This window comes from Pseudoalteromonas sp. SWN166 (assembly GCF_015864485.1).
Taxonomy (GTDB): domain Bacteria; phylum Pseudomonadota; class Gammaproteobacteria; order Enterobacterales; family Alteromonadaceae; genus Pseudoalteromonas.
Map to the genome: position 1 here is coordinate 1 of NZ_JADYXB010000011.1, position 17481 is coordinate 17481.

Annotated in this window: 13 protein-coding genes; 6 read left to right on the forward strand and 7 right to left on the reverse strand. The window is 39.3% G+C overall.

Annotated features, from left to right (window positions below):
* The first annotated feature begins 108 nt into the window (after positions 1–108).
* Complete coding sequence (locus tag I6F49_RS08625; RefSeq protein ID WP_331461449.1) at positions 109–420, forward strand: DP-EP family protein; 312 nt, start codon at positions 109–111, stop codon at positions 418–420.
* 243 nt (positions 421–663) lie between these two features.
* Positions 664–1653 (forward strand): sensor domain-containing diguanylate cyclase, encoded by a 990-nt coding sequence (locus I6F49_RS08630; protein ID WP_165740718.1) that lies wholly within the window; start codon positions 664–666, stop codon positions 1651–1653.
* A gap of 76 nt (positions 1654–1729) precedes the next feature.
* On the opposite strand, the gene I6F49_RS08635 is transcribed toward I6F49_RS08630, so the two are convergent.
* A complete protein-coding gene (locus I6F49_RS08635) occupies positions 1730–2212 on the reverse strand; it encodes a winged helix-turn-helix transcriptional regulator (RefSeq protein WP_166420184.1) in 483 nt (160 codons plus the stop codon).
* A gap of 169 nt (positions 2213–2381) precedes the next feature.
* Here I6F49_RS08635 and putA point away from each other — a divergent pair, with 169 nt between their 5' ends.
* Both putA and I6F49_RS08645 read left to right on the forward strand, forming a co-directional pair.
* Complete coding sequence (putA, locus tag I6F49_RS08640) at positions 2382–6185, forward strand: bifunctional proline dehydrogenase/L-glutamate gamma-semialdehyde dehydrogenase PutA (protein WP_197179828.1); 3804 nt, start codon at positions 2382–2384, stop codon at positions 6183–6185.
* 117 nt (positions 6186–6302) lie between these two features.
* Positions 6303–7496, forward strand: coding sequence for an HD-GYP domain-containing protein (locus I6F49_RS08645; RefSeq protein ID WP_197179830.1), 1194 nt, complete (start codon positions 6303–6305; stop codon positions 7494–7496).
* A gap of 53 nt (positions 7497–7549) precedes the next feature.
* Here the strand turns inward: I6F49_RS08645 and I6F49_RS08650 are convergent, their stop codons facing one another.
* From I6F49_RS08650 to I6F49_RS08675, 6 genes are all read right to left on the reverse strand, one after another.
* Positions 7550–8596, reverse strand: coding sequence for a general secretion pathway protein GspB (locus tag I6F49_RS08650; RefSeq protein ID WP_197179832.1), 1047 nt, complete (start codon positions 8594–8596; stop codon positions 7550–7552).
* A gap of 11 nt (positions 8597–8607) precedes the next feature.
* Complete coding sequence (locus I6F49_RS08655) at positions 8608–9525, reverse strand: ExeA family protein (protein ID WP_197179834.1); 918 nt, start codon at positions 9523–9525, stop codon at positions 8608–8610.
* 165 nt (positions 9526–9690) lie between these two features.
* On the reverse strand, positions 9691–10209 hold the full coding sequence (locus I6F49_RS08660) for an Lcl C-terminal domain-containing protein (RefSeq protein ID WP_166420873.1): 519 nt from the start codon (positions 10207–10209) through the stop codon (positions 9691–9693).
* 9 nt (positions 10210–10218) lie between these two features.
* Positions 10219–11874 (reverse strand): Lcl C-terminal domain-containing protein, encoded by a 1656-nt coding sequence (locus I6F49_RS08665; protein ID WP_197179836.1) that lies wholly within the window; start codon positions 11872–11874, stop codon positions 10219–10221.
* 70 nt (positions 11875–11944) lie between these two features.
* Complete coding sequence (locus tag I6F49_RS08670; protein WP_166420875.1) at positions 11945–12277, reverse strand: hypothetical protein; 333 nt, start codon at positions 12275–12277, stop codon at positions 11945–11947.
* A gap of 21 nt (positions 12278–12298) precedes the next feature.
* Positions 12299–13003 (reverse strand): DUF2982 domain-containing protein, encoded by a 705-nt coding sequence (locus I6F49_RS08675; protein ID WP_166420876.1) that lies wholly within the window; start codon positions 13001–13003, stop codon positions 12299–12301.
* A 246-nt stretch (positions 13004–13249) separates the two neighbouring features.
* Here I6F49_RS08675 and I6F49_RS08680 point away from each other — a divergent pair, with 246 nt between their 5' ends.
* Together I6F49_RS08680 and I6F49_RS08685 are read left to right on the forward strand one after the other, a co-directional pair.
* The gene (locus I6F49_RS08680) at positions 13250–14302 is read left to right on the forward strand and encodes an efflux RND transporter periplasmic adaptor subunit (protein ID WP_197179838.1); all 1053 of its coding nucleotides are present in this window, start codon (positions 13250–13252) and stop codon (positions 14300–14302) included.
* Positions 14303–14305: 3 nt separating this feature from the next.
* Positions 14306–17404, forward strand: coding sequence for an efflux RND transporter permease subunit (locus I6F49_RS08685; protein WP_197179840.1), 3099 nt, complete (start codon positions 14306–14308; stop codon positions 17402–17404).
* Positions 17405–17481 lie beyond the last annotated feature (77 nt).

Below are 17481 nucleotides of genomic sequence, written 5' to 3' on the forward strand. Positions count from 1 at the left end.
ATCAAGTAACCAATGACTAAGCATAAAAATACCCTCATAATCAAAAGATGATAAGGGTATTGTGAAGCAACCAAAAGATCGGTCAACCGATCAAAAATACCTTAACTGATCGGTGTTAACTCTAGGGGTGGCAAACCAGCAACTGGCGGTGGAATTGTCAGAACAGAAACTGCAGGTATTTATAGCTTAGATAAAGTGGCGATTGAACAAGGTTTTGTTTTCACAGGGGCAACAATTACTAATAAAGTGGGAGCATGTGCAGAAGACTTTAGTTATAAACTAAGCGATAACCGCCAAGCAATCACCATCACAGATACAGCTAAAAACTTCGGTACTGTATGTTTAATTTTTAATGTTGAGTGTAATGGCAAAGCCTATGAAAGCGCCGATCCTCAGGTTGAAAATGATGATATACTCTAACTAACAACGCTTAATTATTGACTTTTAAATTGCACAGAGCTGATTTATCCCTGTGCAATTTTTTATAAACTAACCACCTTTTCGCCCCCTCTAGGCATAATGAAAAACTGAGTAAAGGCACCACCTTACAAAACACAGCAAAATCAACAACTTAAAAAAGAAGGTTACCGAAAGGTTTAAAAAACATAAATTAAATAAACTACTAGACATAAAGTTTCATTAACAATAAAAATGAGCAACACCATGTCTAACAATAATGAAAATAGCAGAGCAAACAACGCCGACAATGCTGTATCTGCATTAATGAGCAGCATTTCTAACACCGTTAACAATGAAAAAATAAGCGCTATTATTAATGTCACGAATGTCATGGCCGATGCTATTTTTATTGTTAATGCAGATGGCGTGTTTGAATCAGTAAACCCCGTTGCAGCACGTTTTTTTAACGTGACGTCAGATTTATTAATAGGTAGAAAATGGCATGATTGCTTACAAGAGCAATATCGCGATGACTATGCTTACATGTTTGAAAGTTGGAAAAATAATTATCAAACACCACTCAATCATGGTCCCAAAGAAGTTAAAATAATAAAAAATAACGGCAACTGTTTAGATATAGAACTTTCAATTTCTTGTATGCCTGCATCAACCACAAACAATACACCTTTATTTATTTGTATTATGCATGACATTTCAAAGCATGTTAAAAAGTATAAAGTACTCGAGAACATAGCCAAAATAGATCACCTCACTGGCGTCGCTAATCGCTGCACCCTAGAGAAAACGATTATTAAAAATTGGCAAGAGTGCATCGTAAACAAACAACCTTTGAGTTTTATTTTAATCGATATTGATTTTTTCAAACTGTTTAATGATAGTTTTGGTCATGTTAAAGGTGATAAATGCTTACAAAAGGTAGCGCAAACTATTGAAGCATGCCTACCCTCCAAGGATAGCTTAGTAGCTCGCTATGGTGGTGAGGAATTTGCTGTTGTATTACCCCGCTCACATATCTCAAATGCAGAAATGATCGCAAAACGTATTCAAGAAAAAATACTCAACATTAATTTTAGAGATATTGGGCTGCCACCAAATGTAAAAATTAGTGTGAGCCAAGGCATTGCGTGTGAATACGATAATCAGTACAGGACATCGGAAGCATTAATATGCGCGGCTGATACGGCGTTATATAGAGCGAAGTCGGAAGGTCGTAATAAATTATGTATAAGGTAATGTACGACCTATATTGATAGAGCCTTTATGTACTGAAATAAAACCGCACTTGGCGGTTTTATTATTTTAGGGATGCCTAAATGTCGATTAACAACCCTTCGTCTTTTTTAATTTTTTCGATCACCATATAAGTATGATGAGTGCCCACGCCAGGTATATCGACTAAGTCACCTAGCACTTGTCTGTACTCTTCCATATTAGAAACACGGATTTTTAATAAATAATCATAGCCACCTGCCACCATGTCACATTCGACTACTTGATCTATCCTTAATATGTGCTCTCTAAAGACTTTAAATACAGCAGTATTTGAAGCAACAAGCGATACTTGAACATGCGCTACTAAGCTCTGATTAAGTTTAGCTTCGCTAAGCTTGGCGTAATAGCCTTCAATATAGCCTTCTTGCTCTAAACGTTTAACCCGATCTAGGCACGGGCTGGCGCTTAAATTAACCTGCTTTGCGAGGTTAACATTAGAAATTCTGCCGTTCTTTTGAAGAACGTCTAGTATGGCTAAATCAATACGATCTAGCATGCGTAATCTATTTGGAATTGTCATAACAGAATTTTATGCGGATAAGTTAAATTTATACCCTGTAAATTATCGTAAATCGCGAAATTTAACCAGCATATTCTGCTGAATTTTAATTAGAATGCACTCACAATATCACTGGTAATTTATTGGTAATTAATTTTACTATAATTCTTAACACTCCTGAGGGTTGCTTATGTTATTCAACGGCGATTTAACAACGATTTGTCCTATTAGACAAAGAATCCGTGACTTCTACCGCATAGATGAAAATGCGGTTATTGATCATATTTTACCGCTTGCAGAAGTAGGCGTAAAAGCACGAAGTCGTGCCTGGGAAAGAGCCCGCCAAATTGTTTTAAACATTCGTAAAGAGCAAGATGGGCAAGGCGGTGTTGATGCGCTTTTAAATGAATTTTCACTCTCTAGTGAAGAAGGCGTTGTATTAATGTGTTTGGCCGAAGCGCTGCTTCGTGTTCCAGATAAAGCAACTCAAGATGTACTTATTCGCGACAAATTAGCGAAAGGTGATTGGAGCTCTCATTTAGGAAGCAGCGATTCTTTATTTGTAAACGCGTCTTCTTGGGGATTATTAGTTACCGGTAAAATGGTTAACTACACAGACAAAACGAAAGAACAACAGTTCGGCATGCTTAAAAAGACTATTGGTCGTTTAGGTGAGCCAGTTATTCGTAAGTCTGTAAATTTTGCAATGAAAATTATGGGCAAGCAATTCGTTATGGGTCGTACCATTGACGAAGCAATTGAACGTGCTGCCGATACAGAGCAAAAAGGGTATGTATACTCTTACGATATGCTAGGCGAAGGCGCGCGCACAATGAAAGATGCGAAGCGTTACTTTGACAGCTACATGAATGCAATTCATGCTATTGGTAAAGCGGCAAACGGCCGTGGTCCTGTAAAGAGCCCTGGTATTTCAGTGAAGCTTTCTGCTATTCACCCGCGTTATGAGTTCACTCATAAAGACCGCGTGATGGAAGAAATTGTACCAAAGCTAAAAGAACTTGCACTTGCCGCTAAAAAATACGATATCGGCTTTACAGTTGATGCCGAAGAAGCTGACCGTCTAGATATTTCACTAGATGTAATTGAAGCGGTATTCAGTGATGAAGATCTTGGTGATTGGCAAGGTTTTGGTTTAGCAGTTCAAGCGTATCAAAAACGCGCTATTTTTGTAATTGAATGGCTAACGGACCTTGCAAGCCGTGTTGGCCGTAAGATGATGGTACGTTTAGTTAAAGGTGCTTACTGGGATACAGAAATTAAAACCACTCAACAAGATGGTTTAGAGCACTTCCCAGTGTTTACACGTAAAGCGACTACCGATGTTTCTTACAAAGCATGTGCAATCAAAATGCTTGAAGCGCGTGATGTACTTTATCCGCAGTTCGCAACGCACAACGCTTACACTGCAGCGACTATTTTAGAAGTAGCGAAAGGCGACAACACCGGTTTTGAATTTCAACGTTTGCACGGTATGGGTGAGTCATTATTCGACCAAATCGTAAACGAGGAAAAAATTCAGTGCCGCGTATACGCACCGGTTGGTCAACACGAAGACCTACTTGCATACCTTGTTCGCCGTTTATTAGAAAATGGTGCTAACTCATCATTTGTAAACGCCATTGTAGATACAACAAAACCTGTTGAATCATTGCTACCAGATCCTGTAGAAACACTGCAAGGCCTGCGTAACAAGTACAATACGCAAATTAAAATGCCAATTGATTTATACGGTGAAGAACGTGCTAACTCTAAAGGCATGGACTTAACCGATATTAACGTTATTACCCCTTTCAAAGAGAATCTTGAAACATGGTTTAACGAGCACTTAATTGAGCAAAGCCAAGTACCTGAAGGCTCATTGGCTGTTAAAAACCCAGCGAATCACAAAGAAATCATCGGTCACGTTAAGTTGCAAACCGGCGAAGAAATGAAAGTATTACTGGCTAATGCTGAAGCTGCACTTGAACCATGGTCACAAACACCAGTAAAAGACCGTGCTAATTTACTGCGCCGCGTTGCGGATATTTTAGAGCGTCATCACGATGAGCTCGTTGCTATCTGTATTAAAGAAGCAGGTAAAGTAGCGCAAGACGGTATTGATGAAGTACGTGAAGCAGTTGATTTTTGTCGCTACTACGCAGCGCGCGCTGAAGAGCTATCACAAGATGAGCGTTTTGAAGCCCGTGGTGTTATTTTATGTATTAGCCCGTGGAACTTCCCACTTGCAATATTCTTAGGCCAAGTTGCTGCAGCAATCGTTACAGGTAACACTGTAATTGCTAAGCCTGCTGAGCAAACAAGCTTAATCGCAATTCGTGCTATTGAACTAATGCTCTCTGTTGGTTTACCTGAGCATGTTGTTCAGCCTGTTATTGCTCGCGGTTCTGAAGTAGGCAAAACAATTGTTCCTGATGAACGTATTCAAGCAGTTATGTTTACAGGCTCTACTGAAACAGGCACATTAATTTCTCAAACACTTGCTGCACGTAACGATATTCAAGTACCGTTAATTGCAGAAACAGGTGGCCAAAACTGTATGATTGTTGACTCAACGGCGCTTCCTGAGCAAGTAGTTGACGATGTGATCAGTTCTGGTTTTCAAAGTGCTGGGCAACGTTGTTCTGCTCTTCGTGTTTTATTCATTCAAGATGACGTAGCAGATGGCATTATCGAAATGCTTAAAGGTGCATTGGCTGAGTTGCACATTGGCGACCCATCATTACTATCAACTGATGTTGGTCCTGTAATTGATGAAAAAGCACTTAAAAACTTAAACGAACACGTTGAGTACTTAAAAGGTAATTCTATACTTCATTACGAATGTAAAATTCCTGATAATACGCAAAATGGCGCATACTTTTTTGCTCCTCGTTTATACGAAATTAAAGACTTATCAGTACTTAAGCGTGAAGTATTTGGCCCATGCGTTCATATTGTTCGCTTTAAATCGAATGACATTGATAACGTAATTGACCAAATTAATAACACTGGTTATGGCCTGACAATGGGTGTTCATTCACGTATTGAAGAGCGTTGTGAGTACCTAGCTAAAATGTCACGTGCCGGTAACGTTTACATTAACCGTAACATGATTGGTGCTATTGTTGGTGTGCAACCATTTGGTGGCCGTGGTTTATCAGGTACTGGCCCTAAAGCCGGTGGCCCTAACTACCTACAACGTTTAGTGAAAGAAAAAGCATCTCCAGATAACGTACAAATGACTAACCTAACGCCTGACGAACTTGATTTACACCACTACAGCGGTGCAAATGAACAAGTTAAAAAGCTAATGGCTAACTCAATGCGCGATGAAAAAATTTGGCGTGCAACACCATTAAACGACCGTGTTTCGGCTGTACGTCAGTTGCTTGCTAAAATCGCGACGGTAGAAATTATCGACGACTTAGCAGACGATTTAGCATTAACACTTTCAGAAGCACGTGCTCAGCTTAACCGCCTTGAAAAACACATGCGTAAGTTTACTACCCTGCCAGGGCCAACGGGTGAGTCTAATACACTTCATCTAGAAGCACGTGGTTGTGTAGTGTGTTATGCAGATAAGAGCACATCATTCAACTTCTGGGCACTGTCTATCATTACCGCTATTGCAGCAGGTAACACGGTAATTACAGTGGCATCTGAGTTGTTTTATGATGAAGCTGTTGCCTTTAAAGATAAGTTTATCTCTACAGGTGTTGCTGAAGGTGTTTTCCAAGTAGCTAAACCTAATCAGTTACAAGCTATTTTGGCTCACCCTCATTTAGCAGGTGCGGTAGTTGCAGCTCGCTCGTCTCGCTTAGGCTACTTTAGCCAGCAGCTTGCACAGCGTAAAGGTGCAATTTTACCAGTAATTAGCTCTGAGTATTACGATACGTTAATCAAGCGCTTAATTACTGAAAAAACAATTAGTATTGATACAACGGCATCTGGTGGTAACACATCACTAATGACACTTGTTGAAGACGATGAATAAACTATTTAATATTTTCAGTTAAATAAGTAAAAAAGGCACTGAAAAGTGCCTTTTTTATTTGGTCGTTACGTATATACTTGTTAAGTTGGTAGAAGATTAGCAGCAGAAGTTATAAATTTGAAAAGACTCCCTATCTCACAGTTACTCCCAGGTATGTTTGTGCAAGGTGTTACCAGACAAACTGGCAGTATTAAAATTAAAAACCAAGGCTGGGTTAAAACTCAGGCTAGTATTAATAACCTCATAAAAGCAGGCATTTTAGAAGTAGAAATTGACCCTGATAAAACCCTCATTGATTCAGTCCCTGAAAAAGATCCTATCGCTACACCTATAACAAAAATAAAGCGTGATCCTTGGCAAAAAACACACAGTGCCGAACAAGAAATGGGAAAAGCAAAAAAGCTTTACGATGAGGCAAAAACACTCCAACTAAAAGCATTTAAAGATATAAAAGCAGGCCGCGATATAGATATTGCGCCGTTTAGAGAGCTAGCTAGTGGCTTTATGGACTCAGTTTTTAGAAATCAAGACGCACTAGCCTGCCTTACACAGATGCGCCAAAAAGACGCTTACCTACTTGAGCACTCAATAAATGTCTCTATTTTAATGGGCATTTTTGCAAAGCATTTAGGCATAGATAAAGACATTATTGTTGAGCTAACAACCGGCGCACTACTGCACGATATTGGTAAAATAAAAATTCCTGATGAAGTGCTCAATAAACCAGGCCGTTTTACTGACGACGAATTTAAAATAATGAAAATGCATTCGCTTTTCAGTAAAGAGATTTTAGAAGAGGCCGGCTTAACAGGTGTTGCTGTTGATATTGCAGGAATGCATCACGAAAGACTCGATGGTAAAGGCTATCCGTTTGGTAAGAAAGGCGATGAGATAAGTCAGTACGTACGTATGGCGTCAATTGTTGATGTGTATGATGCACTCACTGCAGAGCGTGTTTACAAAGCAGGTATGGAGCCAATAAAGGCGTTTAAAATATTAAAAGACGGATGCCATGATAGTTTTGATCCTGTTCTACTTAATAAATTTATTCAATGTATTGGTATCCATCCGGTAGGAACGCTCGTTAGATTATCGAGTCAAAAAGTGGGTTTGGTTACTGAGAGTAACCCAAGCACACCACTAAAACCGGTAGTTAAAACATTTTACAGCGCTAAACATAGCCGCTATACCGAAGTAAAAGATATCGATTTATCTAACAAAAAAACAGTAGATACTCTCGAATCAGCTGTTAAACCCAAAGAATATAATATTGATTTAGAACGCTTTTATAAAAATTCAATACTTTCCTAAAACAATTGAGAGCTCAATATTCTATTGAGCTCTCAAACATAATATCTAAGTACTTACTGCGGCCAATCTTGCAGTGCTTTTAGGCTAAATTCATAACCATCAAAATCAAGTACACTTTGCTCAGGTGTAATCTCTCTTACAGTTAGAACGCCAATACTCTCTCCTTCATGTAACTCTCGGCCATTTAGCTTGATCCAACGCTTATCAGCGCTCGATGAATAAATATGCGCTTGATATTTAATGCTAGGCAACATTGATTGCAAACCATCAGGTAGTAACTCTACAGGCTCAACACGTGATGACGTTTTTGATGCATGAGTAACTTCATAATCTTGATTTTTTTCTACGTCTTGTATAGCTTGCGCAAACGCATTTTTAAGCGTTGTAGGCACCGCTTCAAGTTCAGGGTCGCTCACTTGTTGAGCCTGACTACTGCCATTAATTGGCTTACCCAGCACCTTATATTTACTCATATCTAGTTGAGCAGATGATGTATTTTGACTTTGATTTTGCCCAAACACCGAAGCGTTTTGCGTATTGCTTGGGGCGTAATTACTTTGTGGGTTAAATACTGGCTGATTATAATTTTGAACTGGCATTACTTGTTGCATGTTCTGTTGTTGATTATAACCTGCTGCACTCGCCCCCTGACTTGATGGCATAGGAATATATTGCCCATTTGGGGTTAATAGCATTTGCTGCACACCAGTAGGCGTTTGCACGTGCACAAGTTGCCCTTCAATCGTGGCAGTATTTGTTGAAGTTGCTTTGGCTGGTTCTAACTTAGCTATTTGTATTTTTTCAACTTCATTATCTATTTGCTTAATTTCTTTTTTAGGTGCTAAATTTTCGCTTTCAGCCACCTTAATTACAGCGGATTGTGATGTATTTAATAAAGTAGTACCTTGAAACCACTTACCCGTAGTAAAGCCACCAGCTACTGCAATAAAAGCACCTAAACTAGTACCAAAAACTAATGCTAATCGTCTATAACGCTTAAGTGCTTGCTGTTGCTTTAACTGCTCTGATTGCAAGTCGTACTGTTCAGCACTCATATCTGATTGCTGCGACTGCTTTAGCGCATCTAATAAATAAGACATAACTTACCTAACTATAAAATAAATGAAAGCCCAATACCTACGGCAAATAAAGCAGCGAATGCAAGGCTATATGGTACAAATGACGTTGCTTTGTTAGCCTCATTAACTGGCGCTACAAAATCCATGGGTAATGACTCATGTGCTGATTTTTTTATTATATCGCTATCAACTATCAACTGCTGCTTTGCAAAAGTGCCTACCAAAGCACGCTCACAGACCAAGTTCATTAATCGTGGCACACCACCGGTTAATTGATGAACAGCCTGCATGGCGTCCATCGAAAAAATGCCTTTTTCACACCCTGCAACATGTAACCGATGCTTTATGTAAGCAACTGTTTGGCCTTGCGTAAGTGGTAATAAATGGTAACGAGCTGTTATTCTCTGGGCAAGTTGCCTCAGCTCATTGCGCTTTAAAAGTTCTTGTAACTCCGGTTGGCCAACCAATACTATTTGTAATAATTTTTTATGATCGGTTTCTATATTGGTTAGCAAACGCAATTGCTCAAGCACATTAGGAGCAAGTAATTGCGCTTCATCAATAATAAGTATGGTATGCCCACCCGATTTATTATTGGTCTCTAAATGCTTTTTTATAATATCGGTAAGGCTTTTAAGCGTCGCATTATTAGTATCGTAACTAATGTTGAGCTCATCACAAATACTGGCTAATAACTCCAGCTCTGAAAGTGCTGGGTTATGTATCATCGCTACTTGAGTGTTTTCAGGCAATTGTTCTAACATGCTGCGGGTAATTGTTGTTTTACCTGTGCCTACTTCACCTGTTAATAATACAAAACCACCGTCTTCACCTAATCCGTAGGTAAGGTGTGCTAAGGCTTCTTTATGTCGTTCACTTAAAAATAAGTAATGAGGGTTGGGCGAAATTGAAAAAGGTTTTTCATTCAGGCCAAAATAGCTTAAATACACCGTGATGTTCCTTCGTAATTAAATCACGGCCTATAATGGCAAAAAAACGCGCTAAGTGACAACGTTGTAAGCGCTTTATTATTGAAATAACGTAAATTTATGTAAAACAAAAAAATGCAGCCGTTTTAAGGCTGCACTTTTGTATATCAAATTTTTTGATGTACTTTATTTTTCGTAGCGTACTAACCGTAAATACACATTACTGGTTTTGGCATGCAAGCTATTCAGCCCACTATCAAATTGATAAACCCACGCCGAGCTCATAGTGCTCACACCCGATGTATTTGACCAATAGTTTTGAAGCTTAGTACCAAAAAACACCTCTTCATTAATGCTCGGCTCGGTGCAACTGTGCTCTAGAATACTCGCTAATTCTTTAATGTTAGGCATTTGCCAATCATCGTAATCTGCGGTTGTATCATTTTTAGCACCGCGAAGCGCTTCTTGCCAAGTAAGGGAAGGTGTAGAACCTTCACAAAGCTGGGTCTCTGTATTATAAGTTTGCCCATAACTACAGCGTTGCCACATTAGTCCAGTTCCTGTATCAGAAACCGTACCGTCTGTATTTATGGTAAATCTATCTGTCGGTGTTGTGGTATCTGCACCGACGTAGCAAGTTTGCGCCGCTGCAATATTAAAGCTCAAGCTTATAGTTGCTAGTGCATAGAGTAATTTTAATTTCATTATTTTCTCCTAACGGCTTCTAACTAAACGTACATAAGCGAGCTTTTCTTTTGGATAAGCAAGGTCGTTACCATTACTCATATCTATAATATACGCTTGCGATAAACTTGTACCATCGGCTGCAGTTTGCGAGGTCCAGTACGGTAAATCCACACTTTCTATATCACCTGATTGAGGAATATAAGGAAAAAACGATTCGTCTATTAGCACTCTTTGCCCTTGTTTCCCGTAATCAATTAAACCTAAAAGCTCGTTATAAGTTGGTAAGCGCCAGTTTGTACCACCACAGAAATCTAAGCTATTCACTTCGTTTATATAACTTTGCACGCCGCAACTGGTATCATCCGGACAAGTTGAATTGGCTGTACTGGTATCGGTAAAAGTCGTAGCTCCTAAATCCCAAAAGTAATGATTTTGCCCTTCACGCAAACTTGTATTTGGCAATACTCCAGATGATTCAGTTTTTACTTCCCATACAAGCCCAGTAACATTATCGCGTATACAGGTAAAGTCACTACTATCATCACCAACTTCATCAGCAAACTGATTTAGTTTAGTATAATCAAACGCTAAATTACCTTTGCCAACCTTATCTAAACGATTTGCATAGCTATCGCGTCCGAGCTCTGCATCTTGCTCTGGAAAATCATCGCTTTCACAGTTAATGCGTTGTGTATTGTTGTAACACTCACCAACACCACTATCGTTTATAAGCCCAAGCGCTTTAGGTGATACATCAACAAATAAAGAGTCTGTATCGGTACGTCCTTTTGAATCAGTTATCGTTACTTCAAAGCTCAATGTGGATTCAGTATCTACATCAGAGGCAAAAAATGTCGTTGTACATTGGTTGCTATTACTTAATGTTTCGGTATTACCGGTAAGTTGTTGCCATTTACACTGATAGGTATCGGTAACAGTTTCACTACTTGTTGCATCAAGCGTTACTTTTTCAAACTCTTCAATATTTTGATCAGCACCTGCATTTGCATCCACTAATTCATTTGTTTTGTTAAGCGTCATTGAATATTGCGTACTCGCCTCACCGCCTTCATCATCGGTAACGGTTAGCTGCCAAGATAAATTTACGTTACTTTCAAGTAATGGATGAGAAAAGCTAAGCGTTGACTCATTAAAGCTCGCAATATCTAAATCAGGACCTGATAGCAATTGCCACAAGTAACTATCAATTTGGCCATTATCGTCAGGATCGCTCGACTCAAGGCCGCTCAAAGTCACCGTATCTTTGTAAACGGAAGGAAGTGTTTCAGGAGATGTTTGTGTAATAACAGCAAGAGGAAGTTGGTTATTAGAGCTCACTGAAATAGAAATATCGTCACTAACAGCGCTACTACCCGTACTTTGATAGCTTACTCTTAAGATTATTTCACTATCAGCTTTTACATCCGGTGCGGTAAGTGTTTGCTCAGCGCCATCAAGCGGAAAGCCTTCTAAGCTTGGGCCGCTAACTTGCTGCCATGAAAACGTACCATCAGCGGGAGAGCCTTGTGCTGTGATGGTAAATTCAGTTTTTTCGATAATTTGTAAATCGATTCCAGCATTAACAGAGGTTTCTACAACTGTATTATCGCTATCACCGCCACCGCCTCCACACGCACTTAACAAACCACAAGAAATGAGAGGGATTAAAGCAAACGCTTTCATACGCAGCACCTTTTTTATGTCAAATAATTACTATAGTGTAATCACAAGCAATAAAGATGCCATTAAAGCACTACAGATAAGTATCTTGATGAATACGTACAAATAGCTTTGTACCTATTTTACTGTAATCAATTTTATACTCTCGACCATCTAACGCTTGAATAAACAATAACTGTTTTTCTTCGCCAAATATATCAGCGCTACTTACATAAACCATCTCTAAATAACGCTCTTTTGCGTCGCGACGGTTTTTGGGTAACTCTTCTTTAAATGGCTCCAAGCCATGTTGCGTTACTTTAATTTTGGGATGAATTTCAGAGTTTACAATCACTAAATCAAGTTTTTTATCTTTATGTATTATGGTATTTCGACCACTTTTTAAAAAAGCTCTGTCTTGGCTCATTTTCTTTCCTACAGTCGCAGCTTAATTGTTAATTTGCGACGCTATAAACTGACTAGGCTCGCGCTTCCACTTATTTAAGTTAGCACTAAATGCCCAAATATCTCTATCTAATACACTGGCAGGTAATAATAAATCGTAACCTGTTAGCAGTTGAAGGTGCTTAGTTCTGTTAGCAAACATGGCTATAAGACCAGTATAGCTTACCCCTTTATGGGATGTGTATTGTGTATCTTCTATTAACCATTCTGATGGGCAACTGCCATTTTTGCAATGTTTTTGAACAACTTGCATAAATAAATTACGCTGCTCTATTAAAAGTTTTCCTGCAATTCTTGGTGCAAAATTTGTTAAAAACTCATCTATGTCGTTTACTTTAACACCCACCGCATTGAGCTCTAAGTAATCAAGGCCATCTTCTACTTTTGGTATACCGCTGTGATGGAAGTTATTACGAGACATGCTCCAAGCCCCATATTTATGGCAATAAACAAGCTCCGACTCACTTATCAAAAGGCTATAATACGGCTCTTGAGTTTTTAAATATCCAATAAAAATAGCGGCAATACACAAACTCACTAAAAACACTTCAAGGATGCTAATTTCACCTGGCCTTAGTAAATTAAACAACATAATAAACACTAAGCCTATAGCACCGACTGCAAGCACCTCAATTGCGTTTCGCGCACCTTGTGCCCGAAATTTAATTACATTGTTAGATTTATCCATATTGGTAAAACACCATATAAAAAACAAACATAATAATGGCCCAAATTATGATCTTTCTTGTTGTTATACATAAGTTACAGGTCGTTTTAAATTTCATACATTACCGCTTTATCCTCAAAAAAATAGGAACAATGAATAAATCTTATTTACTTTTACGCTTAACGCACAAATTTATGAGACACATAACCGCCTTTTCTCGGTCTTATTTCGTACAATACATATAATTAATTTTCAGGTATGAAAACGATGTACTCAAGACAATCAGGTAAAGCTCTTTTTCCATTTATTATTACATTACTACTAATATTTAGCGTTTATTTATATTTACCCGCTAGCCACGGCGAACAAGCCGATTCATCACAAATGTCTACCCAAGTTATGGCTCATACTGTTACCTCTCAGGAAAACGCAGTGATGATAGAAGCTATTGGTAGCGCACGTGCAAACCAAGCTATTTATATAAAAAGTGCACAAAATGATTATGTCACCGATATATATTTTAAAGATGGCGACCTAGTCAGTAAAGGACAAAAACTAGTACAGCTACAAAGCCAACAAGAACAGCTTGCAGTTAAAGAGCTTGGTATTAATTTACGTGAAGAAAAACGTCAGTTAGATCGCCTAACTGAACTTTCACGTTCGCAATCAACGGCAAAGTCGTTACTTGAAGAGCAGCTATCTCGTGTAGATGCAACAGAGGCTCAACTAGAAAGCGCTAAAACAAAGTTAAATGAAATGACTATTACCGCGCCATTTTCGGGCCTGTTAGGTAAGCGTGAAATATCAATAGGTGCCTACGTAAGCAACACAACAATAATAACCACACTTGATGATATTAGTATTATTAAAGTTGACTTTAAAGTACCTGAAAAATATTTAGCACAATTAAATATGGGTATGAAGGTGCTTACCCAAAACGATGCCTACCCAGGGCAGACATTTACTGGCAAGGTAACGCATATTAGCTCGCGTATTGATTCGGTAACACGCAGTGTTGAAGTAACTGCAAGTTTTGCTAATAAATCAGGCTTATTACGCCCTGGTATGTTACTAAACACAGCGCTTGAGCTTAGTAGCAACCAAGCTTTAATGGTACCAGAAAAAGCCGTTATCCCTTTACAAGACAAACATTTTGTTTTTCAAATTCAAGACGGAATAGTTAATAAAATTGAAGTGCATGTTGCTGGCAGAAATAATGGCTGGGTTGCTATTGATGAAGGCTTAACCGATGGCGAGCAAATTGTTACTGAAGGGCTAATAAAAATTCGCTCTGGAAGTAAAGTAAGCGTAAAGGGGTAATACGTGAAAATTACTGATACTAGCGTTAAACGCCCCGTTTTTGCCATTGTAATTAATTTACTGCTTCTTACTTTTGGTCTGGTTGCATTTACTATGCTGCCACTTCGTGAATATCCGGATATTGAAACGCCGATTGTAAATATCAGCACTGAATACACAGGTGCTTCTGCCGAAATTATAGAAACAAAAATAACGCAAATAATAGAAAACCGTATTTCGGGTATTGAAGGTATTAAAAGTATTAACTCATCGAGCCGTAATGGACGTTCAAACATTACCATTGAGTTTGACATTAACCGCGACATAGATGCCGCATCTAACGATGTACGTGAACGTGTAGCACGTGCACTAGATAGCTTGCCAGATCAAGTACGCCCGCCAGAAGTATCTAAATCAAATAGTGATGAAAGCCCTATTGCATGGTTTGTATTAAACAGCGAAACAATGGACTCGTTACAGTTATCTGATTACGCGCAGCGTTTTATTGTTGACCGCTTAGCGGTGGTAGATGGCGTATCGAATGTACGTATTGGTGGTGAGCGTCAATACGCCATGAAAATTTGGCTAAACCGTCAAGCAATGGCTGCACGCGGTATTACTTCAAGCGACATTGAAAATACACTTCGTACAGAAAACGTTGAGCTACCTGCCGGTGAAATAGAATCAATAGACCGTGACTTTACAGTACGTACTGCACGTAGTTATAAAGATCAACGCGATTTTAAAAACCTAGTAATTAAACGCGGCGATGAAGGCTATTTAGTACGTTTAGGTGAAGTTGCTGATGTACAGCTAGAAGCTGCCGACGACGAAAGCTTATTTCGTGGTAACGGGCGTAATATGATTGGCTTAGGCATTGTAAAACAAGCTAAAGCAAACACACTTACCGTAGTAGATAACGCACGTAGTGAGCTTGAAAAAATCAAACGCAATTTACCTGAAGGCACCACAATTCAAGATAGCTACGATTCGTCTGTATTCATTAAAGAATCAATTAATGAGGTTTACAGCACACTTGCCATCTCTATGGGGTTAGTCGTACTCGTTATATTTTTGTTTTTGGGCAGCATAAGAGCAACGCTTATTCCGGCAGTAACAGTACCAGTCGCACTGGTTGGTAGCTTTATGTTTTTATTAGCAATGGGCTACTCAATCAACTTACTAACTTTACTTGCCTTAGTACTGGCCATTGGTTTAGTAGTAGATGATGCCATTGTAATGCTTGAGAATATTCACCGCCGCATTGAACTGGGTGAGCCACCGTTACTAGCTGCATTTAGAGGCGCGCGTGAAGTAGGTTTTGCCATTGTAGCAACCACTCTTGTGCTTATATCTGTATTTGTACCACTGGTATTTATGGATGGCCGTATAGGCGCATTATTTACCGAGTTTGCTATGGCGGTAAGTGCTGCTGTATTTTTCTCAAGTGTTACCGCACTTACACTCGCACCAGCACTGTGCTCTAAAGTACTTAAAGTATCAGACAAACCAAATAAATTTAGCCAATGGATGGATCGTCAATTTACTAAAATTGAAGTAAGTTACCGTAATTCACTCTCCACTAACATAACTCGTAAATGGGGTTTAATGGTGAGCCTATTATTAGCTGGTTTTGTTAGTTACTCGCTGTTTTTACAAGTTCCTTCTGAGCTAACACCAAAAGAAGACCGTGGCACGTTCTTTATTATGATGAGCGGCCCTGAGGGCGCAAGTTATGAAAATAACGCTGCTAATATGGCAAAAATTGAAGAACGTTTAATGCCCTATTCTGAAGCAGGTGAGCTAAGCCGTGTACTTGTTCGAGTTCCTGGTTGGGGTGGCAGCGGCGGTGTTGCAATTGTAGGTATGGCCGATTGGGATAAACGCAAACGCTCAACATGGGAAGTAATGGATGAAATAAGCGGTAAAATGCAAGAAGTTACCGATGTTCGTGCATTTGCCATTATGCGCCGTGGTATTGGCGGTGGTGGCTCGTCTCGCCCTATTGAGTTTGTATTACAAGGTAACGATTACGCACAGCTAGCTGATTGGCGCGACCGTATAATAAAGCGTGCAGAACTAAATCCTGGTCTTGTAAGAATCGACCATGATTATAAAGAAACCTTCCCACAGTTTTTAGTCAGCATAGATAAAAACAAGGCAGCCGATTTAGGCGTGTCGGTATCTGATGTAGGCCGTACACTCGAAACAATGCTTGGCCAGCGCCGTGTTACCACCTTTATTGACCGCGGTGAAGAGTATGATGTAATTTTAAAAGGGACAAAAGAAGATTTCACCAACCCTACTGATATTTCAAATATATACCTTAAATCACGCAGTGGTGAGCTAGTCCCTCTCGATAGCCTTATCAGCTTAAAAGAAGAAGCAACTGCATCGCGCTTAAACCGTTATAACCGTATGCGCGCAATTACATTAAGCGCCAACTTAGCTGACGGTTACACACTTGAGCAAGCGCTTAACTTTTTAAACGAAGTAGCCGCTGAGGAAAACGATATAGATGGCGCAGTAGATTACAAAGGTGAATCGCAGCTTTATTACGAAGGCGCATCAGCGATGACCTACGTATTTATACTTGCACTAACTGTTACCTTCTTGGTGCTTGCTGCACAGTTTGAAAGCTTTATGCACCCGTTTGTCATTATGCTTACCGTACCACTTGGTTTAATGGGCGCTATGTTTGGGCTTTGGGCTACAGGACTTACCTTAAATATTTACAGCCAAATAGGTATTGTCATGCTCATAGGGTTAAGTGCTAAAAATGGTATTTTAATTGTAGAGTTTACTAACCAATTACGTGATAAAGGCGTTGAGTTTAGTGAAGCAATACTACAAGCAGCTACCCAGCGCCTTCGCCCAATAATAATGACCTCACTTACAACCGTTATGAGCTCTGTTCCTTTGGTTTTTGCTTCAGGCCCTGGCGCCGAAAGCCGTATGGTAATTGGTGTAGTTGTGTTTACAGGGGTTATTGTATCTACCCTGCTGACTCTTTTTGTTGTACCTGCTGCGTATTATGCTCTATCGAAAAATACACAGTCACCTGAGTTTTTACAACAAAAGCTGAATAAACAAGCTGCAGATAAACCTTTCGAAGAGATCTAATCTCTTTATTGCGCCGTAACCTTGTTGTTGCGGCGCATACAATTTATGCTCGCCTTTAGACTCCATATACATTTTAG